This is a genomic window from Streptomyces minutiscleroticus (assembly GCF_014650875.1).
GTDB lineage: Bacteria > Actinomycetota > Actinomycetes > Streptomycetales > Streptomycetaceae > Streptomyces > Streptomyces minutiscleroticus.
Window position 1 is genome coordinate 1 of sequence record NZ_BMVU01000080.1, and the last position, 24,364, is coordinate 24,364.

Sequence of the window (24,364 nt, forward strand, 5' to 3'; positions counted from 1 at the left end):
GCCGAGCGCGACGGCACCTACGACGACCTCGTCGCACAGCGCTCCCAGGCCCTGGCCATGCTTCCCGGCCGCCAAGGCTGACACCCTTCCCGGCCCGACCGGCGGCCTCACCGCCCATCGCCCGAACCCCGCCACCCGAACGGCCCCGCCCACGCGGCCCATCCTCCCGGGCGGCAACAGTTTCAGCGGCGGACGTTCTCCGGCTTCTTGTGCCGGGACTTCGCCATCAGCATCAGCAGCGAGGCGCCCTGCTCGCCAAGGTGGGTCAGGGCAGAGTGGCGGTACTCGTGCAGGTTCCAGAATCCGCACGGTCATCCGCAGCACGGATGAAATCGGCAAGGGCCGCAGCTCGTTCAGGCGGTACGGGTTTACTGTTCCGCTGCTGGGCGGCGTGGTTGCCAGTGTGCGACCATCACCGCGTAGGCGTGTTCCTGGGCTTCGACGATTTCCCTTTCGTGTCGCCGCAGGGCCTTGTCGTTGTAGTCGTAGCCGAGTCCACGGCGGGCGATGTGGCGCTCGGCGCCGGCCTGCAGCTGGAGTTTGCGCTGTTTGAAGGCGACCAGGCTGGGACGGGCAAAGGCATAGTCCTGCTGTTTGGTGACCAGGTGCCAGCACAGGGTGGTCATTTTCCGGGCGGTGGCCACGATCGCGACCTGCAGACCGCGCCTGGCCTTGATGCGCTGGTAGAAGGCGCGCAGGGGGCCTGGTGCACGGGAGGCGACCCAGGCGGCCTCGACCAGCATGCCGCGCACCTGGGCACGTCCGGTCTTGGTGATGCGTCCCAGGCTGGCCGGCTGGCCTCCGGACTGCCGCACCCGTGGGTTGAGCCCGAAGTAGGCCACCAGCTTGTCGGCGGAGCGGAACCGGGCGAAGTCACCGACCGCGGCCACGACGGACAGCGCGACGACGGCGTCGATGCCAGGCACCGTCATCAGCCGTCGCACGTCCGTGTCGTCCAGGCCTTCCTGGGCGACTTCCCGTTCAACCAGAGCGAGCTCCTCGCCGTGGAAGTCCAGCTGTCGTAGCAGTGCGGCGACCGAGCGGTGCTCGTCGGTTGGCAGTTCCTGCCGGGCCAGCCAGGCCCGGCCACGGGTGCCGAACAGCTCAGACACCGGGGGCCGGGGCATCAGGTTACGGTGCAGGATCGCCTGCACCTGGTTCTTGATGCGCGTGCGCTGCCGGACCAGGTGGGTGCGCCGGGCGATGATTCGACGCCGGCGCCGGGTGACCTCGTCGGGCAGCCATACCGGCGGCAGAAAATCTGCCGCGAGCAGCTGCGCAAGAATCCGCGCGTCGACCTTGTCGGTCTTGACCTTCGCCTCGGCGATCGCCCGGGTCTTCATCGGGTTGGAGACCACCACTCGGGCCACCCTCGGGCGGATCAACGCCACGATGGCCTCGCTGTTACCGGTCGCCTCCAGCGCCACCTCATCATCCGGACGAAGCGTCTGCGCCCAGTCCCGCAGGCTCTCCGGACGGCAGGAGACCTGCCCGGCGTCCCGCAGAAATCCGTCCTCGACCACGGCGAGCTGCGCGAAATCGCGGTGCACATCCATTCCGATCTTGCGGCCCATCCCGTCTCCCGTTGCATGCTCATGGCTGCTGGGGACCAGCTGGGCGAAACGACACCTACGGATTCGCGCTCGCAGCGCATCCTGGCAGGTCGCAGGGGCGGCCAATTACTAACTCGGGCGCACAGCCCATCATGCAAGATCGGCCTGCCCATGCTGAATCCCCGGATGCCCCTGGCCCGGACGGTCGCACCGTACGACCAGAGTCCAGCTCTGTCACTGCCGGCACCAGAACGGGCCTCCACCAATCTTCATACCGGGTACGAACAACTACGGCTCCGTCGTCAACTTGAACGGCGGCAGGGGAAACACGGGGATCAGACTGTGAGCGACACGTCGAACTACTACGGAGACGTCGTCAACGTGAACGACGGCGAGAACGTCGTCGGCATCAACCACGGCTTCGTCGTCCAGAACGAGGGCACCGCCCAGGACGCCGAGCTACGGGCCGCCGTGACGGACCTCACCCGCCTCCTCGGCGGTCTGCGTCCGGAACTCACCCCCGAGCAGGTCCGGACCGTGGACGACGCGCTGCCCGCGCTCACTCCCGACCGGGCCGCCCTGCGTGAGCGCGGCATGGTCCTGGCCTCCGTCGCACAGATCGCGGCGACCGTCGGCGAGGTGGGCCGGCCCGTCGTGGAGGCGCTCGGGCGGCTGCTCGCGCTGCTGGGCTGACGGTCGCGTCCGCGCCCGTGCGCGGACCCGTTCGAGGGGCCCGCGTCCGGCGGACCGGACGCGGGCCCGGCTCCGTTCGCCCTCCCGGGCGGGCCGGGAGCCGTGGCGGTCGTCAGCCGGTGCGGGGGCCGACCATGCCGTCCAGGAGGAGGCCGAGGATCTGCCGGAGCTCCTCGGCCAGTGAGTCCGTGGCGTCCGACGGCTGCTTGGCCCAGCGGTAGAGGGCACCGAGGTAGACGTCCCGCAGGACGTTGCCGGCGAGGACCGGGGAGAGGGCCGGGGACAGTTCCCCGTGGCGTACGCCGCTGTCGACGATGTCGGCGAAGACCTCGGCGACGTAGGGGTCCTCCAGGATTGGCCGGCCCGCCCGCACCCACGCGGTCAGCATGGAGGTGGTGAGCTGGGGCTCCTCCTGGTTGATGCGGACCAGGACCGCCATGCACCGGTGCAGCCGCGCGATGGAGCCGGGCATGAAGACTCCCTCCTCGTCCAGTCCCGTGACCAGTGCGGTGCGCCTGCGCTCCCCCCACTCGGTGATGATGTCTTCCTTGCGCTGGAAGTAGTTGAAGAAGGTGCCGCGCGCGACGTCCGCGCGTTCCGCGATCTCTTCGATGGAGGTGTGGTCATACCCCTTCTCGACGATGAGTTCGATCGCGGCCGAGTAGAGGCGCTCCCGGACGCGTCGCTTGTTCCGTTCCCGACGGCTGACCTGCGGCGGCGGCTCTGTCGCACACGAGTCCATTCCGTTCACTCCCGTTTCTGCCGAACTCACCGGACGCGCGGCTCGGCGGCCCGCGTCGTACCCCCGACATTCTTTTGTACTTGGGTGCAACTTTACTCCCGCACCGGCACGGGGCAACGGCCGGTGCGGTGGTCGTCCGCGCCGAGGGCGGCGCGCAGCTCGGCGAGGCTCTCCGTGCCGAGCAGCCGGCCGGCGCTCAGTTCCGTGCCGTGGACGGTGCGCAGGTGGTGGCGGAGCCGGGCGGCCATGAGGGAGTCCAGGCCGAGTTCGCGCAGGGAAAGCCGTGGGTCGAGGCCGGCCGTGGGCAGGCCCAGCAGCTCGGCCGCGTACGTGAGGAGGGTGTCGGCCGCGCCGCCGCCCGGGGCGCCGGGGGCCGGAGCCGGGGCGCCGCGCGGGGCCGGGGCGCGCGGGGCGGGGCGCGGCGGGGGGACGGGCCGGACGCGGCCGGCCGGCCGGGCCGCGCCACCGGCCAGGCGCCGCAGGGCGGTGAGGTACGACAGCGGCGTCCGGGCGGTCCGGTCCGGGCCGAGCCGCCGCAGCCGGATGCCGGTGAAGCGGGCCAGGACCCGGTGGTCCGTCGAGAGCAGCAGGACGTCGGCCGTGACCCTCCCCTTCCCGTCCTGGCGCACCCTGCTCACGCTCCAGAACTCGGCCTCCAGCGGCGCGTGGAACCGCACCGAACCGAAGGAGACGGGGATGTGGGCGGTGTCGTCCGAGCCGGACGTGGCCCGGGGCCGGGCCGCCAGCAGCGTCTGGAGGCCCACCTCCCAGCCCGCCCGGGGCAGGGGGCCCGGCAGCCGGACGCGGGCCACGGCCTCGCCCTCGCGCCGCCACAGGTGCTCCACGCCCTGGAACGGCTCCGGGATGTCGTAGCCGTGGCGCCGCGCGAGCGCGTAGAGCTCGTGGGCGGGGAGGTGGTCACGGCAGCGCGCGAGCGCGGCGTCGAGGAGCCCGGCGCCCTCGGGGCCGGGCTCCCCGGCCACCGTCCGGACGGCTCGCCCGGCGGCGCACAGCAGGGGCTCCCGGGCGCCGGGCAGGGACGCCCGCACCGTCACGGCACGGTCGTCGCGGGGGCCTTCCAGGGTCACGCGCAGGGTCGTGCCGGCGGCCGCGTCGACGGGCAGCGGGGTGCCGCCCAGCCGGATGCCGCGCAGCTCGAAGGGACCGTCACCGTCGGCCTCCCGTACCGTCTCGCGCAGCGCCTCCAGGAGGACGACCGGCGGCACGCCCGCGACCCCGTGCACGGCGATGCCGCCGTCCCAGTCGGCGGTGCCGCCCCAGTCGGCCAGGTCGAACCGCCGCTCCGGTGGGGTCCGCGGCAGAGGGTCGGCGGACGCGCGCCGGTAGGGGGCGGTGTCCCAGGGGTAGGTGGGCAGGGACGGCACGTGCCGCGGGGCGGTGCCGTACCAGCGGTGCCAGTCGACCCGGCCGCCGTGCGCGAAGATCCGCCCGGCGGCCCGGACCAGTTCGGCGGGTTCGTCGCAGCCGCGGTGCAGCGAGGCCACCGCCGCGCCGCCGGCGCCCAGGGTCTCCTCCATGGCGGCGAGCAGGACGGGGTGGGGGCCGACCTCGACGAAGACGGTCTCCGCCTCCTCGGCGACCCGCCGTACGGTGCCGGCGAACCGCACCGGGCGGCGCACGTTCTCGGCCCAGTAGGCGGGGGTCAGCGCCGGGCCCTCGACGGGCCGGCCGTACACGGTGGAGACCAGGGCCGTGCCGCAGGGAGCCGGGGCGAGCCCGTCCAGCGCCCGCGGCAGCTTCTCCCGTACGGGGTCCATGTAGGGCGAGTGGGAGGCCACGTTGACCTTGACCGGGCGGCACAGGACGCCGTCCCGCTCCAGCTCGCCACGCAGGGCGGTCAGGGCGGCGGGGTCGCCCGCGAGGACGGTGCCGGTGGGGGCGTTCTCGACGGCCACGGACACCGTTTCGCCGTACGTCCCGGCGCGGCGGTGGGCCCGGTCGGCGGGGAGTTCGACGGCGAGCATCGCGCCGCGCCCGGCGGTCTGCTGCATGAGCGTGCTGCGACGGCAGATCACCGCGGCCGCGTCGTCGAGGGAGAGGGCGCCCGCCGTCCGGGCCGCCGCCACCTCCCCCATGCTGTGCCCCATGCACAGCTCCGGCCGCACGCCCCGCTCCCGCCAGGCGGCGGCCAGCGCCACCTGCACGGCCCACAGGACGGGCTGTACGACGTCCACGTCGGTGGGCAGGTCGGCGGGGCCGGACAGCAGCCGGTCCAGGACCGACCAGCCGAGTTCGGCGCGGACGGCCCGGTCGCAGGCGTCCAGCGTGGCTTTGAAGGCGGGTGAGGAGCGGTACAGGGCGCGGCCCATGCCGGCCCACTGCGCGCCCTGCCCGGAGAAGACGAACGCCACGCGCCGCCCGCCCGGCGGCACCGCGCCGCCGGTGCCGCCGTCGGGGGTGACCTCGCCGGCGGCGAGCGCCCGCAGCGCGCGGACCAGGGCGTCGTGGTCCGCGCCCGTGGCCCACAGCCGGTGGGGGTGGGCGTCGCGGCGTGTGGCCGCGGCGGCGCAGACGTCCCGCAGGGGGAGGTGGCGGCCGGCTCCGTCCTCGTCGAGGTAGTCGGCGTACCGGGTGGCCAGACGGCGCAGGGAGCCGGCGGTGCGGGCGCTCAGCACCAGCAGGTGCGGGCCGGTCCCGGCCGACTCGGGGACAGGGTCGGCGGGGGCGGGGCCGGCGGGAGCGGGGTCGGGCAGGTGCGCGCCGACGACCACGTGGGCGTTGGTGCCGGACAGGCCGAAGGAGCTGACGCCGAGCAGAGCGCGCTCACCGGCCGGGTCCAGGGGCCGGGCGCGGGTGACCACGCGGACCGGGAAGCCGTCCCGGGTGAGCAGCGGGTGCGGCTCACCGAGGTGTAGGGAGGCCGGGACGACGCCGTGCCGGAGGATCAGCACCGCCTTGAGCAGACCGGCGATGCCGGCGGCGGCCTCGGCGTGTCCGATGTTGGTCTTCACCGACCCGGTCAGCAGCGGCCGGTCCCCGGGCCGCCCGGCGCCGGCCGCCTCGGCGAGCGCCTCCAGTTCCACGGCGTCCCCGACCGCGGTGCCGGGGCCGTGGGCCTCCACGTAGTCGAGGTCGCCGGGGGCGACGCCCGCGGCGGCGCACGCGGCGCGCACCATGTCCGCCTGGCCCGCGACCGACGGGCGCAGCGGCACCCCGGCGCTCGCGCCGTCGTTGGTGACCGCGCTGCCGAGCAGCACCGCGTGCACGGGGTCGCCGTCGCGCACCGCGTCGTCCAGCCGCTTGAGGACGACCGCGCCCACGCCCTCGCTGCGCACGAAGCCGTCGGCGCGGGCGTCGCCGAACCGGCAGCGGCCCGTGGGCGAGAGCATGCCGCCCTGTGAGTAGCCGATGGCGTCGTGCGGGGACAGGATGATGTTGACGCCCCCGGCCACACACAGGTCGCTCTCGCCGGTGAGCAGGCTCTGCCGGGCGGCGTGCACGGCGACCAGCGACGAGGAGCAGGCGGTGTCCAGGACGACGCTCGGGCCGCGCAGGTCGAGCGCGTAGGAGATCCGGCCGGCGGTGACGGCGCGCAGGCGGCTGCCGGTCATGGCGCGCACGTCGGGTTCGTCCGGGCGGGGGTCGGTGTCGGCGTACTCGGCGGTCGCCTGCCCCACGAAGACGCCGGTTCTGCTGCCGGCGAGCCGCGTCGGGGGTATGCCGGCCGACTCCAGGGCCTCCCACACGACGTGCAGCAGGAGCCGCTGCTGCGGGTCCATGGCGAGGGCGGCGGCGGGCGGCACGCCGAAGAACTCCCGGTCGAACCCGAACGCGTCGGTGAGGAACCCGCCGTGCCGGGAGACGGTGCGGCCGGCGGTCATGGGGGCGGTGGCGTGGCAGGCGTCGGCGTCGAACCGGTCGCGCGGGACCGGCGTCACCATGTCGGCGCCGGACACCAGGACGTCCCACAGGTCGTCGGTGCTCTCGATCCCGGGGAACCGGCACGCCATGCCGACGATGGCGAGGGGTGTCGTGCTGGACAGCTTCGGGCGCATGGAGGACTCCAGGTCGATGGCTGGACAGACGGGGACGATCAATCCACTGATCAAGTGAAGGCGATCCAAAAATACACCGGGGACCAATTTGCCCCCTGAGTGACCGATCAAGACCCGGACGACCACGTACTTACGACTTGGAAAACTTGTACTTGCGTTCATAACTAGACTCGTGCTTATTCTTGTTTCGCTGTTGCAACAGTAGATCAGGGGGAAGACGGATGGACATCGCCCAGATCGTTCCGCTGATGGGAGACGAGGAGCTGGCCGCGTACCAGTTCCTCGTGACGACCGGCGGGGCCCGGCTGGAGAGACTGGCGAGCAGTCTGGGCTGGAGCCCCGGCCGCACGGAGCGCGTGCTGTCCTGGCTGAGCAGGAACAGACTGGCGCGGCCCCGGCCGGAGGGTCCCGGCGACTGGACCGCCGTCCACCCCGACATGGTCAAGCTCCGGTACGCCGAGCCGCTCATCGGCGTCGTCGAGGCGTGGCAGGCCCAGCTCGAAGAGCTGCGCACGCAGCTCGACACGCTGTCCGGCACGTGCTCCCCGGACCCGGCGGGCGGGTCGCCCGCCCCCGTGGTCACGATCGAGGGCGCCGCCGAGCTGCGTGACGCCCTGGCGGTCACCGCCCGGCGCTGCACCGAGGAGGTCCTCGCCGTGCAGCCCCTCGGGCAGAAGACGCCCGCCCCGGCCCGGGACCTGGTGTGCGGCACGGGCGAACCCGTGCCGCCCGGGGTCGGGGTGCGGGTCCTCCTCCCCCACCTGTCGCGCCATGACGCGGACGTGCGGCATCGGGCCGCGCGGATCATCGCGTCGGGCGGCGAGGTCCGCACCACGGCCGCGTCACTGCCGCCACTGCTGGTGTTCGACCGTACGACCGCCTTCCTCTTCGAGGCCGGGGCCGGTCCCGAGGACGGAGCGGGCGGTGCCGAGGGCGCGGGCACGGGCCGGGCGCACCTGGTGCGGCACGGCGCCCTGGTCGGCTTCATCGTGCACATGGTGGTGAGCGCCTGGGCGACCGGCACCGTCTTCGACCGGTCGGGCGGCGGCAATCGCATCCCGGCCAGCCTCACCCAGGAGACGAAGACCGCCATCGTCCAGTTGCTGGCCGCCGGTTACAAGGACGAGGTGGTGGCCAGGCGGCTGGGCATCGGGGTGCGGACCTGCCGGAAGTACATCGCCGAGCTGTTCGACGACCTCGGCGCGCAGAGCCGGTTCCAGGCCGGCTGGATGGCCCGCGACCGCATGCCGGGCGCCGTACGGGCCGGGGCGGCGGCCAAGGAGCGCTGAGCGGCGCCGGGCGGGCTCGACTCCGCCCGGCGCCGCTCTCGGGTCAGCGGTCGAGTACGGCGGTGAGCGCCGCCGTCAGCTCCCCCTCCGGGTCGGCCGCCGAGGCCCTGCCGCGCCAGGCGATGACGCCGTCGGGCCGGACCAGCACCGCGCCCGTGGGCGCCACGCCGTACCGGACGCCCCAGACGCCGTCGCGGTCGGTGAGCCGGTCGCCGATGCGGTGGGCCACGAGGCCGACCCCGAGGCGCTCGGCGGCGCGTTCTGCGGCGGCGGCCCAGTCGGCGGCCTCCGCCCCGGCCAGCAGGACGAACGCGGCGCCGAAGAGGTCGAGCGTGGAGAGCGTCCGGGAGCCGTCGGTGAGTTCGACGTGCGGGGCCCGTCCGCCGGGCCGCCCGGTCGGGTGCCACGGGTCCTCCTGGAGGCTGCCGTCGTCACCGGGCTCGGTGCACATGGCGGCCGAGTGGTACCGGAAGCCGAGGAACTCCCTGGGCGTGGGGACGGGGGCGTCGGGGTCGGCCGGGTTGTAACTGGCCGGCACCCGGCCCTCGGAGACCTTCGCCAGGGCCAGTTCGCGGTCCAGGGTGATCCGGATCACCGGCCGGCGTTCGGTCTCGTAGGTGTCCAGGAGGCCGGGCCCGGCCTGTCCGCCGAGCACCAGGGCCAGCCGCCAGGACAGGTCGTAGGCGTCCTGGATGGCGAGGTTGCCGCCCTGGCCGCCGTTGGGCGGGCAGGCGTGCGCGGAGTCACCGGCCAGGAAGACGCGGCCCGCCCGGAAGCGGTCGGCCATCTTGTGGTTGATGGGGAAGGACCGGGCGTTGACGAAGGTGACGTCGACCGAGGGATCTCCGATGGCGCGGCGGACCCGCTCCAGGCAGCGTTCCTCGGTGAAGTCCGCCGGGCTCTCGCCGCGTTCGGGAAAGTAGTCGACCCACAGGGTGTGGCGCTCGGAGCCGTCCAGGATGAAGCTGGAGCCGCTGCCGGGCATGCCGATGACCTCGACCGCTCCCTTCTCGACGTACCGCGTCAGATCGGCCTCGAACGTGATGATGTACATGTGCCCGATGACTCCGCTGCCCCGTACGGGGACGCCGAGCATCTCCCTTACGGGGCTGGTGTTGCCGTCGGCCGCCACCACGTAGTCCGCCTCGACGGTGTAGTGGCGGCCGGAGCGCGCCTCGCGGAGCGTCACGGTGGCCTTGTCGCCGTCCTGGGTGAGGGAGACGGCCTCGGTGCCGTGGCGCAGTTCCGCGCCCGCGTCCTCGGCGCAGGCCCGGAGTATCCCCTCGACCTGGGCCTGGGATATCCAGGCCAGCGGCGGCACCGGGGAGAGCGGCTGCGGGTCGGGCTGGCCCTGCGCCGGGTCGAGGAAGCGCCGGTCGGGGTCGGCCAGGCTGTCGCCGTGGCTCATGCGGGGCCAGCGCACTTCGCCGAGGGCCTGTTCCAGGCGCTGCCTGACCCCGGGGAGGGTGTGCAGGAGTTCCTGGGAGCGCGTGTTGAGGCCCCACGCCTTGGGCAGCGTGGCGGCGCCCGGGCGCCGCTCGACCAGCAGGGGGCGTACGCCGCGCGCGGCCAGGCTCAGGGCCGTGGTGAGCCCGGTGTACGCCCCGCCGACGACGAGGACGGGAACTCGCTGGACTGACACGCGATCTACCTCCGGTGCGATGGTGTGCGGGGTCGGGGGGTACGCCGTCACGGGGCGGTGAGGGTGGCGATGTCGATGACGTAGCGGTAGCGGGCCTCGGCGAGCGTCCGCCACGCGTGCGGGACCCGGGAGGCGGGGATGGTCTCGATCTCGGCGCCGATGCCGTGCGCGGCGCAGAAGTCGAGCGTCTCCCGTGTCTCGCGGACGCTGCCGATGGACGATCCGGTGATCACCCGGCGGGCGTCGAGCAGCGAGAAGGTGTTGTACGAGGCGACCGGGTCGCTGGGGGCGCCGACGTTGACCAGGGTGCCGCCCAGGCCGAGCAGGCCCAGGCAGAGGTCCATGTCGAGGGGGGCCGGGACGGTGTTGAGGAGCAGGTCGAAGTGGCCGCGGAGCGCGGCGAGCTGCCGGCGGTCGCGCAGGTCGGCGAAGCGGGTGGCGCCGAGGCGGTGGGCGTCCTCCGCCTTCTCCGGCGAGCTGCCCAGCAGGGTGACCTCAGCGCCCAGGACGGCGGCGATCCGCACACCGAGGTGTCCGAGGCCGCCCATGCCGAGGACGCCGACGCGGCTTCCCGGGCCGGCCTGCCAGCGGCGCAGCGGTGAGTGGACGGTGACGCCGGCGCAGAGCAGCGGGGCGGCGCGGTCGAGGGGAAGCTCGTCGGGGATGCGCAGGACGAAGTGTTCCGGGACGACGATGGACCGGCTGTAGCCGCCCTGGGTCACCGTGCCGTCGCGGTCGCGGGCCGAGTACGTCTTGACGAAGCCCTCGGCGCAGTACTGCTCCTCGCCCGCCGTGCAGGGGCCGCACTTGCCGCAGGAGCCGACCATGCAGCCGACGCCGACCCGGTCGCCGGGTGCCAGCGAGGTGACGGCGGCGCCGACCTCCGCGACCACGCCGGTGATCTCGTGGCCGGGGACGAGGGGGAAGAGGGTGCCACCCCAGTCGTCGTGGCCGAAGTGCAGGTCGGTGTGGCAGATGCCGCAGTACCGGATGTCGATGCGGACGTCGTCGTCGCGCGGGACGCGCCGTTCGATGGCCGTCACGGTGAACGGGGCGCCCTTGGCGGGCAGGGTCAGGGCGAGACTGCTGGGCATGACTGATTCCCTTGGACTGGGGGGCAGTTACGGGAAGCGCTCCGGGGCCGCGATGCCGTCCGGGCACGGTTCGCAGCCTGCCCGGGCGGGGCGAGGCGGCGCCACGGTGGCCCGGTGCAGCATGTTGTGCTGCACGTTGCTGCACCGGTCCGTCGCCGTCGTCGGGGCCTGACAGGCAGGGGGCGGGGCCGCGGGACTCTCCAGGTCGTGTCCGCGAAGTCCCTCCGTCCGCCCGGAGGGCGGGCCACGCGGCGTCCGGTGCGTGCTCTCGGCGTGCCGGACGCAGTCCCTCGTACTGGGTGTACTCGGGATTGTGTCCGGTGCGGCGAGAGTGCGTGCCGGGCGTCGCGGGGCAGGAGGGCCTTCGCGGACACGGCCTAGCTGTCCGCCTCGCCCGTCCGCCGGGGCAGCACGGCGGTGGCCAGCACGGCGTTGGCCACCAGCAGAGCGGCCGCGAGGAGGAGGCTCTCGCGCATGCCCGGTACGAAGTCCTCCGCCAGGAGGGCGCCGAAGACGGCGATGCTGAGGGCACCGCCCGCCTGACGGCTGGTGTTGAGCAGGGCCGCCGCCGTGCCGGCCCGTTCCGCGGCGACGCTGTCGAGCATCAGCGACGTCAGCGCCGGCATGGCGAGGGAGCCGCCGATGCCCAGCGGGATCATCGGCAGGGCGATCAGCCACCACGGCGTGTCCGGGCCCACGGCGGCCAGCCCGCAGCACCCAGCGGTGCCGACCAGCAGACCCGCGACGACCACCGCGCGCGGGCCGTACCGCGCGACGGCCTTCGGGGACAGGTAGTTGAAGTTGGCGGTGATCAGCGCCATCGGCACGAACATCAGGCCGGCCGAGAACGCCGACTGCCCCCGCTGGTCCTGGAAGAACAGGCTCAGCACGAACACCCCGCCGTAGAAGGCCGCGTTGCAGGCGAAGCCCGCGACGACCGGTACGGTGACGCACCGCTCCCGGAACAGCCGCAGCGGCAGCATCGGGGCCTCGCGCCGCGCCTCGACGGCCACGAATCCGGCCCCGGCGAACACCGCGGCGCCCGCCGCGGCCGACACCGTGCCGGTGAAGCCGTGGTGGCCGCCCTCGATCACCGCGAACGTCAGCGCGGCCAGCGCCATCACCGCCAGCACCTGACCGGGCCAGTCGAAGACCGCCGGGCGGCGCGGCGAGTGCGGCGCCCGCAGCAGCGTCAGGAAGCCCGCGAGCCCGGCCGGCACATTGAGGAAGAACACCGCCCGCCAGGTCCACTCCGTGGTGAGCAGCCCGCCCAGCACGGGCCCCGCGGCGACGGCGACGGCACCGCCCACCGTCCACAGGGCGATGCCGCGCGCCCGTGCCCGCGGGTCGGGAAAGGCGTGCCGGATCAGCGCCAGCGAGGCGGGCACCATCGCCGCCGCCGCGCTGCCCTGCACCACCCGCGCGGCCGTCAGCGCCCCCAGTGAAGGCGCCACCCCGCAGGCCAGGGAGGCGGCGGTGAACACGGCCAGGCCCCAGCCGAAGGCGCGGCGCGCGCCGACCGCGTCGGAGAGCGCCCCGGCGGACAGCATCAGCGCCGCGAACATCAGAGTGTAGCTGTCGGCCACCCACTGGAGGCCGGACAACGAGCCGCCGAGGTCGTCGCCGACCGCGGGCAGCGCGACGTTCACCCCGGAGACGTCGAGCGTGATCACGAAGAAACCGAGGACGGCGGCGACCAGCGCCGCGGTGGCCGAGCCGGCCGGCTCCGTCCTCGTCGTCCGCCCGGTGCCCGTCCCGAATCGTGTAGTGCTCATCGGCACCGCTCCTCACCGCACCGTCCCGTCGGACGGGCTGTCGTCACAACTGTTCTGCGCGGACGCGGGAGATCACCGGTCCAGCTCGATGTGGTAGGTCTCCCGCGGGGTCTGGATGTCGTTGCACGTCAGCTCCCCGGTGGCCCCGCGGTAGGCACCGGTCCCGCCGGTGACGGCCATCCGTACCGTGTCCGCGCCCTTGGTCCACAGGGACTGCGCGGTGAGCTGCCCCTCCGGCAGCAGCACCGACAGCACACAGCTGGTGGTGATCCGCTCGCCGTCCACCCGGGTCACCTGGCAGGAGCTGCCGTCCTCGCCGACCCGGCGGCCGTCGCGGTAGAGCGTGTCCGCGTAGACGAACTCGTCGCCAACGCTGAGCCCGGGGGCACCGACGTCCGTCTGGGTGACGCCGTCGTTGCCTATGGCCAGGTCAATGACGGTCGGTGAGGGCGTGGCCCGCGCCGTGGTGGCCGGGAAGGCGGCCAGGGCCAGGATCAGCGCGCCGGCGCCGAGGGCGGCGGCGAACAGGGTTGATTTCTTGTGCGACATGGGGATCTCCTCACACGTGTCCGGGGCCGGGGCGCCGCTAGTAGACGCCCTCGATGAGCTTGCGGCCGTCCGCCTCGGCCACCGGGTGGATGTCCTTCAGGGAGTCCCCGGCGCCTCCGGGGCCGGGGACGCGGGTGGCCAGGTCGCGTTCCAGGCTGTTGGGGACGAGCCCGTACCGGGTGAGGTGGTTCATCACCACGGCGCCCTCCGACCCGTAGGGGACCGGCTCGCCCGTGGCGGGGTCGACCACCCGGTAGAGCACGTAGGGGGCGTAGGAGTCGAAGACCACCTCCCCCGTGCCCTCGGGGTCGGGCCGCTGCACGGTGCCGGAGAGCACGGAGGTGCTGCCGTACGACCCCCGGAACCGGGCTTTCGGGTACAGCTCGGTGGCGAGGTAGTCGAGGGTGTCGGGGTCCATGTGCGCCCCGGTCCAGATGATCAGGCGCACCTTCTCCTGGATCAGGGCGCGCACCGCGGGGCGTTCGGACATCCGGGTCAGCAGCGGGGGCGTGGTGATCAGGAAGGCGATGTCCTGCGAACGCAGGACCAGTTCGGCCTGGTCGACGAGGTGGTCGACGTAGGCGGCGGCGCCGGCGGTGTCGCCCTCGGCCAGCAGCCGTTTCACCCAGCGCGGGTCCAGGTCGACGGCGAAGCGGATGCCGTTCCTGGCCCGCGCGATCCGCCGGGAGTACTCGCCGAGCATGTGCGGGCCGCTGGGCGCCACAGCCAGCGCGTGCCCCGTGCCGTCGTCGGGGTAGTGGCGGTTCTCCCAATCCATGTACTGCTCGAACCAGCTCTCGAACATCACGAAGCGTTTGGGCGCCCCGGTGGTGCCGCCGCTCTCGTACACGGCGCACACCTCCTCCGTGGCGTCCAGGCCCCGGGGGACGAGGTCCTCGACCGGCACGTCCCGGAGTTCGTCGATCAGGTTGGGGAACCTCAGCAGGTCGTCGACGCCCCGTACGTCCTCCACCGGGTCGAAGCCGAGCCGGCTGCGGCGCTCCACCCAGTAGCGGGAGCCCGTCGCCGGATCGAAGTGCCAGCGCATCATCGCCCTGACGTGCGCGTCGGCTTGTTCCTGGGGGTTCATGGCGGATCACCGCGCTTTCTCGGTCGTTCTCGCGTGCCGGGGCACGCCGTGGACGGATGGCGGGCGGTTCGCTGCACGGCGGTCAGACGCCGTGCAGCGAACCGCCGTTGATCTGGAGGATCTGGGAGGTGATGTAGGCGCCGGGCGGCGAACACAGGTAGTGGCCGAGTTCCGCGACGTCCACCGGGTCGCCCGCGCGCCCCAGGACGGTCTGGCCGATCAGCGTCTTCTCCCGGGCGGCGGGCAGCGCGCCGCCGAACAGGTCGGTCCCGGCGACGTAGCCCGGCGCGATGGCGTTGACGCTGATCCGGCGCGGCCCGAGCCGGGTGGCGAGCAGGTGGACGTAGGAGTGCAGGGCGGCCTTCGCGGCGCCGTAGCCGCCCGAGCCGCCGGAGCCCCGGTAGGCGGCGATGGAGCTGTACAGCACGATGCCGCCGCCGTCCGTCATCGACGGGACCAGTGCCTCCACGGCGACGACGGCGGTCACGACGTTGGCGCGGTAGGCGCTCTCCCACTCGGTCAGGACGGCGGCCACGTCGCCCGCGTCCGGGTCGGCGGGCGGCGGCACGGCACCGGCGCAGCACAGCAGGGCGCCGACCGGCAGCCCGGTCGCCCCGGCCCGGTCCCGGAGGGTCTTGGCCGCGTCGGCGTCAGAGAGGTCGAGCGGGAGCGTCTCCACGTCGGCTCCGGGCACGCTCTCCTCGATCTCCCGCGCCGCCCGGACGAGCCGTTGCTCGTGCCGGGCGACCATGAGCACCTTGTCGCGGGTGCCGGACGCGCCGTCGTGCCGCGCGGGTGCGGCGAAGCGCTTCGCCGTGGCCTTGCCGATGCCGGCGCTCGCGCCGGTCACCACGATCAACCTGGACAGAACCGATCCCTCCCAAGGGTTCGAAGATGCGACTGGGTTCCGTGGGCCCCTCGGCGTCACGGGGATGCGGCCGCGAGCAGGGCCGCCCGGTCCGGTTTCCCGGCGGCGGTCCTCGGTACCGCCGGTACTTCCACGATCCGGGACGGGCGGGGAAAGTCCCGTAGGGCGTCCTGGATGTCCGCCGTGTTCACCCCGGCGGCGCGGCGGGCCCAGAACACCACGTACCCCTCGCCACCGAGCGGGTCGCCGGTCCGGGGCAGGGCCACGCACTCCGCCCCGGGCAGCAGCGCGGCCAACCGCTCGTCGACCCGGGCCAGGTGGACCTTGACGCCGTTCACCTTGACCAGCGAGCTGCTCCGGCCGACGAGCCGGAACGTGCCGGGAGCGGTGAACTCCACCAGGTCGCCGGTGGCCCAGTGGGCGGGCGGCCGGGAGGCGCCGTCGGGGCGGGCCAGCCGGGGTCCGGCGACCACGAGTTCCGCCGCCCGCCCGGCCGGTGCCGCGCCGTCCCCGGCCAAGGTGACGTCGGGGAGCAGCCGCCAGGGGGCCGCCGCCTCGCCCTCCGGGGTCACCGGCCGGTGGGCGATGCCGCCGGTCTCGGTGGAGCCCAGCAGTTCGTGGGCGCGCAGCAGCGGCGCGGCCCTGCGGACCAGCCGGTGGGCGGCGGGCGGCGGGGCCGCCGCGCTGTGCAGGGCGACGACCGAGCTGGCCCGCTGCCAGCTGCTCAGGTGGCGTCGCAGCAGCTCCCAGGTCATCGGCAGGCAGACGACCAGTACGCGGGCGTCCGCCGGGACGGGCGGGGGGCGCAGCGGCTGCCGCCACGCCTGGTGGACGGGGATGCCCGCCGTGCGGGGCAGCCACTGTCCGAACAGCGCGCCGAACAGGTGGCGCGGCGGGGCGTAGCTGACGACGTGGTCGACGGGGCCGAGCACGTGGGTGCCGATCAGCTCGACCTCGCGCACCATCTGCTCGGGCCGCCGCCACCAGCGGCGGGCGGCTCCGGTACTGCCGGACGTCTCGAACAGCAGGTCGCCGCCGGGGTGGTCGGGAGCCGGGCGGTCCGGGCGGTCCGGGCGTACGGTCGTGCCGCCGGGGCCGTCAGGGGCCGAGGGGTCCGGGCGTACGGTCATGCCGCCTGGTCCTCGACGCGTTCGCGCACGTACTCCGTGGTCCGGTCGAGGGTGCTGAACTGGTAGCGCACGTCGTCGCCCACGAAGTCCACCTCGATGCCGAACGCGGCCTCCACGGCGTTGACGTACTCCAGGGCGGCCAGGCTGTCGAAGCCCGGCAGCGCGTCGGCCAGGTCGGCGTCCCCGGGCAGGGCGCGGGCGGCCTCGCCGAACCGCTGCTCCAGGACGGCGACCAGGCGGGCGTTGATGTCGGTCGGTTCAAGGGTCTGCATGTCACTGGCCTTTCTGTGGGCCTCGGCCGGCCGGTACGGCGTCGGCGCTGGTCATCGATCCCGCCTCCAGGTAGTACATCCGGCCGGGTTCGGTGGGCTCGAAGCGGACGGTGAGGTGCGCGTCGTCCCGGTCCAGGCCGAGGGCCTGCCGCACTTCGTCGGCGAGGGCGGCCCGGTAGGCGCGGTCGCGGTCGGGGTGGACGCGGCACACGACCGACGCCCAGCGCGGCCGGGAGCTGTCGTCCGTGCCGTCCTGCCAGGTGGTCAGGGGTACGCCGCCGGCGAAGTACGCCATGGGCTCGGCGGCGCGGAAGGAGACCACCACGTGTGCGGTCGCGGAGCCCCGCGCGGTCAGCCACCGGGTCAGGCGCAGCGCCGTCCGCAGCCGGGCGGAGGGGGTCAGCGGGTCGCTGGTCACTTCGACTGTCGGCATGAGCGGGCCGCCTCTCAGGACAGGGCCAGCGGCGGCAGGGCGCACCGCTCGGACGACAGCCGCAGCTCCAGGCGGTGTCCGAGGCAGTCGGCGAGCGGGCCGCCGCTCGTGGCCATCAGGGGGGTCCAGGCGAACCGGCCGTCCGCCGTGCGCACGCTGTCCAGGAAGCGGGACAGGTGCCCGGCCTCCCAGGCGATCCCGAACGCGTCCGCCGTCAGCGTGGCCTCGTAGGTGCTCAGCAGGTCCGGGACGCGGTGGTTGTCGTTTCCGTACCCGCCGCCGCGCACCCGGTGCCGGGCCAGGGCCTCCTCGACGGCGGCGCGGTCGGCCCCGGCGGTGAGCCGCAGGGCCCGCAGCGCCTGGAGGGTGGCGCGCAGCGTGGGCTTCCCGCCGGGCACGTTGGCGTACTGGCCCGGTGCCCGCTCGCAGCTCGACAGGTACCCGGCGATCCCGCGCCGGGCGGCGGCGTCGGTGCTCCCGGTGGCGGCGAGGATCTCGGCGGCCGCGCAGGTCGACACGGTGTCGGAGGCGCGGCCCTCCCAGTAGCCGAAGCCGCCGTCGGGGTTCTGGATGGCGCCGGTGAGCCAGCGGGCGATCCCGGTGCGGGCGGCGGCGTCGTCGGCGAAGGCCCCCGCCGCCAGGGCCCAGAGGGTGCAGCGCACCTCGCTGCCCCGGCCGGGCATGTACATCACGCCGTGCTCGTTGGGCAGCACGCAGCCCTCCGTCCAGCGCAGGGCGGTCCGTGCCGCGTCGTCCGCGAGCCGCCCGGAGAGCAGGTGGGCGGAGGTGGTGAGCACGTCGGAGGCCAGCTCGGGGGCGCGGTAGGTGAAGCCGCCCTGCTCCGTCCGGAACGACAGCACCGCGGCGACCACGCGGTCGGCGAGGCCCGTCGGATCGGCGCCGAGTTCCCGCAGCGCGCCCACGCCGCAGAACGCGGCCCACACGTCGGGGACGGGGTAGCCGGGCCAGCGGGTGAAGGAGCCGCCGGGCCGCAGCCGGGCCGTGATCCAGGCGACGCACCCGGCCGGGTCCCGGGGGCTCTCCCCCAGTCGGGCCAGGGCGCTGACGGCCCGGAAGGTCGCCCACAGGCACTCCGTGGCGTCCCCGTCCTGGAAGGTGAAGCCGCCGCCCGCGCCCTGCCGGTCCCGCAGCCACCGCACGAGCCGGTCGCGGTCCCAGGGCAGCGGGCCCCGGCCGCCGGTGGCGGTGTGCCAGGCGGTCACGGCGTAGTAGCAGGCCCGGGCGTCGGAGGTGCCGTCCTTGGCGTGGGCGGGGCTCCACGCCAGTCCCCCGTCCGCGGCCTGGAGCGCTCCGAGCCAGTCGGTCAGTTCCGCGGGCGGGCGTTCGCCGTGGATCTCGACGAGGACGCGGACGGCGTAGTAGGTGGCCCATACGTCCGGCGTCTGACCGGGCGTCATGGCGTAGCCGCCGTCCGGGTGGGCGGTCGAGCGCACCCAGTCGCCGCTGGAGGCGCGGGCGGTGCCGCGGGCCTCGGCGGGCAGGTCGGCCAGGGCCTGGGTGCAGTAGTAGGTGGCCCAGGCGTCGGAGTTCATGCCGGCCGACCAGGCGTAGCCGCCGTCGGCGTTCTGCCGGGAGGCGAGGAAGGCGGCCACCTCGCCGGGGCGGGGCAGGTCGGCGGTGCGGCCGAGCCAGGACAGGGTGCGCACCGCCGCGTAGGTGCACCACAGGTCGGACTCGCCGGTCACGACCCCGGAGGACCCGCGCAGCACCTCGTAGGTCCGGTGGGAGGTCATACCGGCGCCCCCTCCCCCACGACCCGGAAGTTGGAGCGCTTCCAGCTCTTCTGGGAGCCGCCGCTCTTCGTGGTCGCCGGCAACCGGTTGACGAAGCGGACCTCGTCCCAGTGGAAGCCCAGGCGCCGGCTGGTGCGCTGCTGGATGAGGGCGTCGCGCCCGGCCTCGGCGTCCCGGTCGGTGCCCGGTTCGCGCTCCAGCAGCAGCCGGGCCCAGCTCCCGTCCTCGACGGTCTCGATCAGGTAGCCCATGACGCCGCTGTCCGCGTACACCACGCCCTCCAGGTCGCGGGTGCGCACCCGGCTGCCCTTGATCCGGGTGCCGTCGCTGTCCCGGCCGTGCACGGTCACCACCGGGGCGTCGTCGCCGCACGGGCAGTCGCCGGTCAGGGAGACCTCGTCGCCCATGTCGAGGCGGAGCAGGGGGCGGGCGTCGTTGTTGAGCGGGGTGACGACGAGCCTGCCGTCGCGGCCGGCCTCGGCGGGCCGGACGGTGTCGCCGTCGGCGATCTCGAAGTAGTTGGCGCCGCGCAGCAGGTGCAGCCGGTCCTCGGCGCAGCAGGCGGCCAGCGTGCCGCTCTCGGTGCTGCCGTAACTGGCGTCGTAGGCGCGGGCCTGCCACCAGCGGCCGGTCATGGCGCGCAGTTCGGGGGTGCTCACCTCGCCGAGCAGCATGAGCAGGTCGACACCGGCGGACAGCTTCGGCAGCAGTCCGCGCCGTTTGAGCACCTGGGTGAGTTCCAGGAGCACGCCGGGTGCCACGAACAGGGTCGTGGGCCGGAACACCTCCCACAGCCCGACGATGCGGTCCCAGTCGGAGATGCCGGTGGTGTAGGGGTAGGCCTTGACGTGCGGGACTTCGAGGAACTCGCAGACCCCGACCATCAGGTCGGCCACCGGCACGATGTCCGAGGGCAGCAGGATCAGCGCCCGGTGGCCGCGGTCCGCCAGCATCGGGCGCCACGCCTCGGCCACGGACACGGTGTTGGCGATCATGTCCCGGGCGGTGCGGGGCGTGGGTGTGGGCACCCCGGTGGTCCCCGTGGTCTGGTAGTACTTCAGGCCCGCGTCGACCGGTACCCGCAGATAGGAGAGGGGCCGGGCCTTGAGCGTGTCCTTGGAGGTGACGGGCAGGTCACGGAAGGCGGCCGCCGAGTACGGGCCGAGGGCGGCGTAGGCGGGCGTCCGCCGGGCGCGCTCCCAGACCTCGGCCAGCTTGGCGGCGTAGTGGGCGTCGGCGGCGCCGGGACCGCGGCGGGCGGCGGTGACCTCCCGCTGGATCCGCTCCATGAAGTCGAGGCCGCTTCGGGAATGTATCTTCACGTGTCACTCCTCTTCTCGTCGGCGCGGGCCAGGCCCTTGGCGCGCATCAGGAACTCCCCCAGGAAGCCGTCGTGCGGTACGTCGGGGTGGGTCCAGGAGGTCGGCCGGCCCCGGTAGACGTTGGAGACCGAGGGATTGCCGAGGGCCTGGTCGAGCAGGGCCGGCTCGGCGGTGTGCAGGGAGAGCACCAGGGAGTCGTCGAGGCTGTCGGTGGCGGCGCGGTCGAAGGGCGCCACCCATACGCAGGGGAAGGGCAGTTCCAGGCCCAGCAGGGGGTGGCGGGCGGCGGGCAGTTCGACGACCGCGGGGGTGACGGCCGACAGGGTGCCCGGCCCGTCGAGCGGGTGCGCCCGGGGCGCCAGCCGGACCGTAGCGCCCGCGTCCGCCGCCCGCTGGAGGACCGTGGCCGCCAGGTGTTCGGCCTGCTCGAGCGGCAGGCAGGGCAGGACGGCGGCGTCGTCCTCGGGCGGCGCGGGCCGTACGCCGGCGAGCGCGGCCGCGAGCGCTCCGGCGAACTCCGTGACGTCGCGTTCGACCAGGACGCCGGTGGTGGCGGTGCACGCGGTGCCCGCGTGGTACAGGGCACCGGTACGGGCGAGTTCGAGTCCGGCGGCGCGGTCGGCGTCGGAGGCGACGACCAGCTTGGAGCGGCCGGGGCCCTGGACGCGTACGTTGGCGCGGTGGCGGTACCGGTCCACGACGGCCTGGCCGCCGTAGACCACGGCGCGGTCGGCACGGTCGACGAGCAGGTCCGCCGTGGCGTGCTCGCACGGCACCAGGACGAGCCGGTCGTCGGGCAGGCCCGCCCGGCGCAGGGCCAGCACCAGCCGCAGGGGGGTGAGCGGGTCGCGCTGGGAGGGACGGACGGCGACCCGGTAGCCCAGGGCGAGCGCCTCGGGCCACAGGGCGTGCACGCCGGGGCTGTTGCCCGCCGCCTGTACGGCGAGGACGTCACCGGCGCGGCACCAGGCGGCACCTGCGGGCGGCGCGTCGGCGGCCGGGGTGCCGGGCGGGGAGCAGCCCTGGGGGCGAGCCGCGTCCGGTGCCCGGCACGCGTCGCGCAGGGCCGCCGAGATCATCCGGTCGCACTCCCGTACGACCGTGATAGGGGTGCCGGTCAGCCGGGCCACGCGCTGTTCGTGGGCGGCGAGGTCGTCGCCCAGGACGTCCTGGTGCTCGAAGACGTCGGCGGCCTTGGCGAGCACGGCCGTCGTCTCCGCGGCGGGCGGCGGGGCGCTGCCGCGCAGCCGGTCGGTCCAGTCGGTGGCGACCAGGCCCGGTACCAGGGCCAGTTCCAGCGCGGGGGTGCCCGAGGCGTCGGTCACCGTGCTGCGCTTCCTGGTGCGGTAGGGACCGGACGGTCCCAGGGCGGGGATGTCCAGCACACTCATTCCTGTTCCTCCCTCCGGTCAGCGGGCCGCGGCCGGCGCGGTACGGCGGCGGCTGCGGGCGGCGGCGGCGAGGTCGGCCAGGACGTCGACGGTGGCGTCCCAGCCCATGCAGGCGTCGGTGACGCTCTGCCCGAACACCGGCTCGCCGGGGCCGAGATCCTGACGGCCGGGGACGAGGAAGCCCTCCAGCATCACCCCGCGCACGTCCGTGTCACCGGCCGCGACCTGGGCGCCTATCTCGCGGGCGACCTGGGCCTGCCGTTCGTGGTCCTTGCCGCTGTTGCCGTGGCTGGCGTCGATGACGAGGCCGGTCGGCAGCCCGGCGGCGGCCAGCAGGGCCACCGCCGCGCGCACGTCGCCGGGGCGGTAGTTGGGCCGGCCCGCGCCGCCGCGCAGCACCACGTGGCAGTCCGGGTTGCCACTGGTGCGCAGCGTGCCGGGGCGGCCGTCCGGGTCCAGGCCCAGGTAGGCGTGGGGCGCGGCCGCGCAGCGCACGGCGTCGACCGCGACGCCCACGGAGCCGGCGCTGCCGTTCTTCATGCCGACGGGCATGGGCAGGCCGCTGGCCAGTTGCCGGTGGACCTGGCTCTCCACGGTGCGGGCGCCGATGGCTCCCCAGGAGATCAGGTCGGCCAGGTACGCCGGGGCGGCCGGGCTGAGCCACTCGGTGGCGATGGGCAGCCCCTGCTCGGCGACGGCCAGCATCAGGGACCGGGCGGTACGCAGGCCCCGGTCGAGGTCGTGGCTGCCGTCCAGGGCCGGGTCGGGGAGCAGCCCGGTCCAGCCGACGGTGGTGCGGGGCTTCTCGACGTACACCCGCATGACGACGGCGAGGTCGTCGGCGAGCCGGTCGGCCTGGGCGCGCAGCGCGGTGGCGTAGGCGAGCCCGGCTTCGACGTCGTGGATGGAGCAGGGGCCGACCAGCACGAGCAGGCGGTCGTCCTCCTCGCGCAGGACGCGCCGGACGAGGGCGCGGCCGGTGTGCACCGACCGGGCGGCGGCCGGGGTGAGCGGCAGCGCGCGCAGAAGTTCAGCGGGGGTGCATGTGGCGTACGACCGGTGACGGCCGCCTATGCCCTCGGGCGGGACGTGCTCGGTACGTGCATCGGGTCGTCGCTCGGTCGGCAGGTGCAGACTCTGCATCGTTCCTCAATCCGTTCCGGTCGGCGCGGGCGTGCGCCGACGGCGCATCGTGCGGGCGGCCCTCGAAGGCCCCGGGCAGTTCCGCACGGCCGGCCGCCGGCCGGGAGACGGGGAATCCCGGCGCGGGGCGGCCGTCCGTCGGGCACATGCCTCACGTTGCCGCAGCGGCGGGCGCGACCGCCAGCGATGCCCGATGCAGCAAGCTGTCCTGCACCTAGCTGCACGCCGCACGGCAAGGGGGAACGGCACGGTCGGCACGGTCAGTTCAGCACCGCGACCTCCTGCGGGCAGGCCGGGACGGGCGCGGCGTCCGTCGGCCCGGTGCGCGGGCCGAGAGCGGATCGGCACCACCTGACATGCCGTCGGACACGCCGGTACCAGGTCGGCGAGCGCTCTGCCTCACCCGCACTGGGCCAGGGTTCGTCTTACTGATCGTTTCAGAATGAGTTTGGCTCACTGACTTGGCAGTTGGTCTGGTGGGCGGCAGAGTTCTGCGTGTGTCGGATGATCTGGTGCCTGATGACCTGTGGGATCGTGTCGCTCCGCTGCTCCCGCCTCGCCCACCACGGCGTCGGCGGTATCCGGGCCGGCTGCCGGCGGATGACCGTGCGGCTCTGCGCGGGATCGTCTTCGTGCTGCGCACAGGTGTGACCTGGGCGGACGTGCCGACCGAGACGATCGGCTGCAGCGGGGTGACGTGCCGGCGGCGCCTGCGGGACTGGACCGAGGCCGGCGTCTGGCCCCGCCTGCACGAGATCCTCCTCGCGGAACTCCGCAAGGCCGGGCTGTTGGACATGGAGGACGCCGCGGTCGACGGCTCGCACGTCCGGGCCCCCAAAGGGGGGCTCACACCGGACCCTCGCCGGTCGACCGCGGCCGCCGGGGCAGCAAGCACCATGTGATCACGGACCGGCACGGAACGCCCCTTGCGGTGTTGTTGACCAGCGGAAACCGTCACGACGTCACCCAGCTCATGCCCCTGCTGGACGCGATACCCCTCATCCGCGGCCTGGTGGGCCGGCCCCGTCACCGACCACGGCGGCTGTTCGCCGACCACGGCTACGACTACGACAAGCACCGGCGGCTCCTCCGCGCTCGCGACATCACGCCGAAGATCGCCCGCAAGGGCACCGCCCACGGATCCGGCCTCGGCAGGACGAGGTGGGTCGTCGAGCGAACCTTCGCCTGGCTCCACCAGTTCAAGCGCCTGCGGATCCGCTACGAGATACGAGCCGACCTCCACCTCGGACTGCTCCAACTCGCCTGCAGCATCATCTGCTTGAGGCGGCTCCGAACCTCATTCTGAAATGATCAGTTAGGGACCGTATTGAGTTCCGATCAAGGGGTGGCTCGGGTGAGGTCCCTGAGCCACCCCTTGATCGGAACTCAATACGGTCCCTAGAACGCGCAAATTACGTCGAACCCGGGTCCACCCGAGGGCGGCTTTGTCACCAACGGGATCGGTCTCCTGCACGGTCGCGTCCTTCGCCCAGGGTAGCGCTTCTGGGCGAAGGACTGCGCAAAAGGAACTCCTCGGCCACGCCCACATCGGCGTCACCGCCACCGTCTACGCCCACGTACGCCTCCGCCTCCAACGCGAAGCCATGA

The 24,364-nt window shown here is 74.0% G+C and carries 19 protein-coding genes and 2 pseudogenes; 4 read left to right on the forward strand and 17 right to left on the reverse strand.

What is annotated here, in order from left to right:
- A pseudogene (locus IE271_RS42775) lies at positions 1-81 on the forward strand (oxidoreductase); the annotation flags it as partial.
- A 101-nt stretch (positions 82-182) separates the two neighbouring features.
- Here IE271_RS42775 and IE271_RS42780 read toward each other — a convergent pair.
- Positions 183-299: pseudogene (locus tag IE271_RS42780) on the reverse strand (site-specific integrase); the annotation flags it as partial.
- A gap of 69 nt (positions 300-368) precedes the next feature.
- Entirely contained in the window at positions 369-1,556 is a 1,188-nt protein-coding gene (locus tag IE271_RS36455; RefSeq protein WP_190194778.1) for an IS110 family RNA-guided transposase, read from the reverse strand.
- 339 nt (positions 1,557-1,895) lie between these two features.
- On the opposite strand from IE271_RS36455, the gene IE271_RS36460 reads away from it, so the two are divergent.
- Complete coding sequence (locus IE271_RS36460; protein ID WP_190194761.1) at positions 1,896-2,246, forward strand: hypothetical protein; 351 nt, start codon at positions 1,896-1,898, stop codon at positions 2,244-2,246.
- 112 nt (positions 2,247-2,358) lie between these two features.
- On the opposite strand, the gene IE271_RS36465 is transcribed toward IE271_RS36460, so the two are convergent.
- A complete protein-coding gene (locus IE271_RS36465; RefSeq protein ID WP_190194762.1) occupies positions 2,359-2,988 on the reverse strand; it encodes a TetR/AcrR family transcriptional regulator in 630 nt (209 codons plus the stop codon).
- A 92-nt stretch (positions 2,989-3,080) separates the two neighbouring features.
- On the reverse strand, positions 3,081-7,058 hold the full coding sequence (locus IE271_RS36470; RefSeq protein WP_190194763.1) for a type I polyketide synthase: 3,978 nt from the start codon (positions 7,056-7,058) through the stop codon (positions 3,081-3,083).
- 167 nt (positions 7,059-7,225) lie between these two features.
- Here IE271_RS36470 and IE271_RS36475 point away from each other — a divergent pair, with 167 nt between their 5' ends.
- On the forward strand, positions 7,226-8,293 hold the full coding sequence (locus tag IE271_RS36475) for a helix-turn-helix domain-containing protein (RefSeq protein ID WP_190194764.1): 1,068 nt from the start codon (positions 7,226-7,228) through the stop codon (positions 8,291-8,293).
- A 43-nt stretch (positions 8,294-8,336) separates the two neighbouring features.
- Here IE271_RS36475 and IE271_RS36480 read toward each other — a convergent pair whose 3' ends face one another.
- From IE271_RS36480 to IE271_RS36540, 13 genes are all read right to left on the reverse strand, one after another.
- Entirely contained in the window at positions 8,337-9,935 is a 1,599-nt protein-coding gene (locus IE271_RS36480; protein ID WP_190194765.1) for an FAD-dependent monooxygenase, read from the reverse strand.
- Between the two features lie 47 nt (positions 9,936-9,982).
- Positions 9,983-11,029 (reverse strand): NAD(P)-dependent alcohol dehydrogenase, encoded by a 1,047-nt coding sequence (locus tag IE271_RS36485; RefSeq protein WP_190194766.1) that lies wholly within the window; start codon positions 11,027-11,029, stop codon positions 9,983-9,985.
- 377 nt (positions 11,030-11,406) lie between these two features.
- Entirely contained in the window at positions 11,407-12,804 is a 1,398-nt protein-coding gene (locus IE271_RS36490; RefSeq protein WP_190194767.1) for an MFS transporter, read from the reverse strand.
- A gap of 72 nt (positions 12,805-12,876) precedes the next feature.
- The gene (locus IE271_RS36495; RefSeq protein ID WP_190194768.1) at positions 12,877-13,353 is read right to left on the reverse strand and encodes an allene oxide cyclase barrel-like domain-containing protein; all 477 of its coding nucleotides are present in this window, start codon (positions 13,351-13,353) and stop codon (positions 12,877-12,879) included.
- A gap of 37 nt (positions 13,354-13,390) precedes the next feature.
- A complete protein-coding gene (locus tag IE271_RS36500) occupies positions 13,391-14,443 on the reverse strand; it encodes an acyl-CoA synthetase family protein (RefSeq protein WP_190194769.1) in 1,053 nt (350 codons plus the stop codon).
- Positions 14,444-14,525: 82 nt separating this feature from the next.
- Complete coding sequence (locus tag IE271_RS36505; protein WP_229919832.1) at positions 14,526-15,293, reverse strand: SDR family NAD(P)-dependent oxidoreductase; 768 nt, start codon at positions 15,291-15,293, stop codon at positions 14,526-14,528.
- 74 nt (positions 15,294-15,367) lie between these two features.
- Positions 15,368-16,441 (reverse strand): acyl-CoA synthetase family protein, encoded by a 1,074-nt coding sequence (locus IE271_RS36510; protein WP_190194770.1) that lies wholly within the window; start codon positions 16,439-16,441, stop codon positions 15,368-15,370.
- Positions 16,438-16,713: an acyl carrier protein gene (locus tag IE271_RS36515; RefSeq protein ID WP_190194771.1), complete on the reverse strand. Its 276-nt coding sequence runs from the start codon at positions 16,711-16,713 to the stop codon at positions 16,438-16,440. The genes IE271_RS36510 and IE271_RS36515 overlap by 4 nt, the downstream gene beginning before the upstream one ends.
- Before the next feature lies 1 nt (position 16,714).
- Positions 16,715-17,146: a hypothetical protein gene (locus tag IE271_RS36520; RefSeq protein WP_190194772.1), complete on the reverse strand. Its 432-nt coding sequence runs from the start codon at positions 17,144-17,146 to the stop codon at positions 16,715-16,717.
- A 14-nt stretch (positions 17,147-17,160) separates the two neighbouring features.
- Positions 17,161-18,900, reverse strand: coding sequence for a prenyltransferase/squalene oxidase repeat-containing protein (locus IE271_RS36525; RefSeq protein ID WP_190194773.1), 1,740 nt, complete (start codon positions 18,898-18,900; stop codon positions 17,161-17,163).
- Positions 18,897-20,222, reverse strand: a complete 1,326-nt coding sequence (locus IE271_RS36530; RefSeq protein WP_190194774.1) for a phenylacetate--CoA ligase family protein — start codon at positions 20,220-20,222, stop codon at positions 18,897-18,899. Before IE271_RS36530 ends, IE271_RS36525 begins: the two co-directional genes overlap by 4 nt.
- Positions 20,219-21,613 carry an aldehyde dehydrogenase family protein gene (locus IE271_RS36535; protein ID WP_190194775.1) on the reverse strand — a complete coding sequence of 465 codons (1,395 nt, stop codon included), beginning with the start codon at positions 21,611-21,613 and terminating at the stop codon, positions 20,219-20,221. The genes IE271_RS36530 and IE271_RS36535 overlap by 4 nt, the downstream gene beginning before the upstream one ends.
- A gap of 18 nt (positions 21,614-21,631) precedes the next feature.
- Positions 21,632-22,756 carry a 3-deoxy-7-phosphoheptulonate synthase gene (locus IE271_RS36540; RefSeq protein ID WP_190194776.1) on the reverse strand — a complete coding sequence of 375 codons (1,125 nt, stop codon included), beginning with the start codon at positions 22,754-22,756 and terminating at the stop codon, positions 21,632-21,634.
- Positions 22,757-23,253: 497 nt separating this feature from the next.
- On the opposite strand from IE271_RS36540, the gene IE271_RS36545 reads away from it, so the two are divergent.
- Positions 23,254-24,062, forward strand: a protein-coding gene (locus IE271_RS36545; RefSeq protein WP_190194777.1) for an IS5 family transposase whose coding sequence is annotated in 2 segments (ribosomal slippage) — positions 23,254-23,590 and positions 23,590-24,062 — 810 coding nt in all. Because the reading frame shifts where the segments join, the coding sequence is not laid out codon by codon here.
- Positions 24,063-24,364 lie beyond the last annotated feature (302 nt).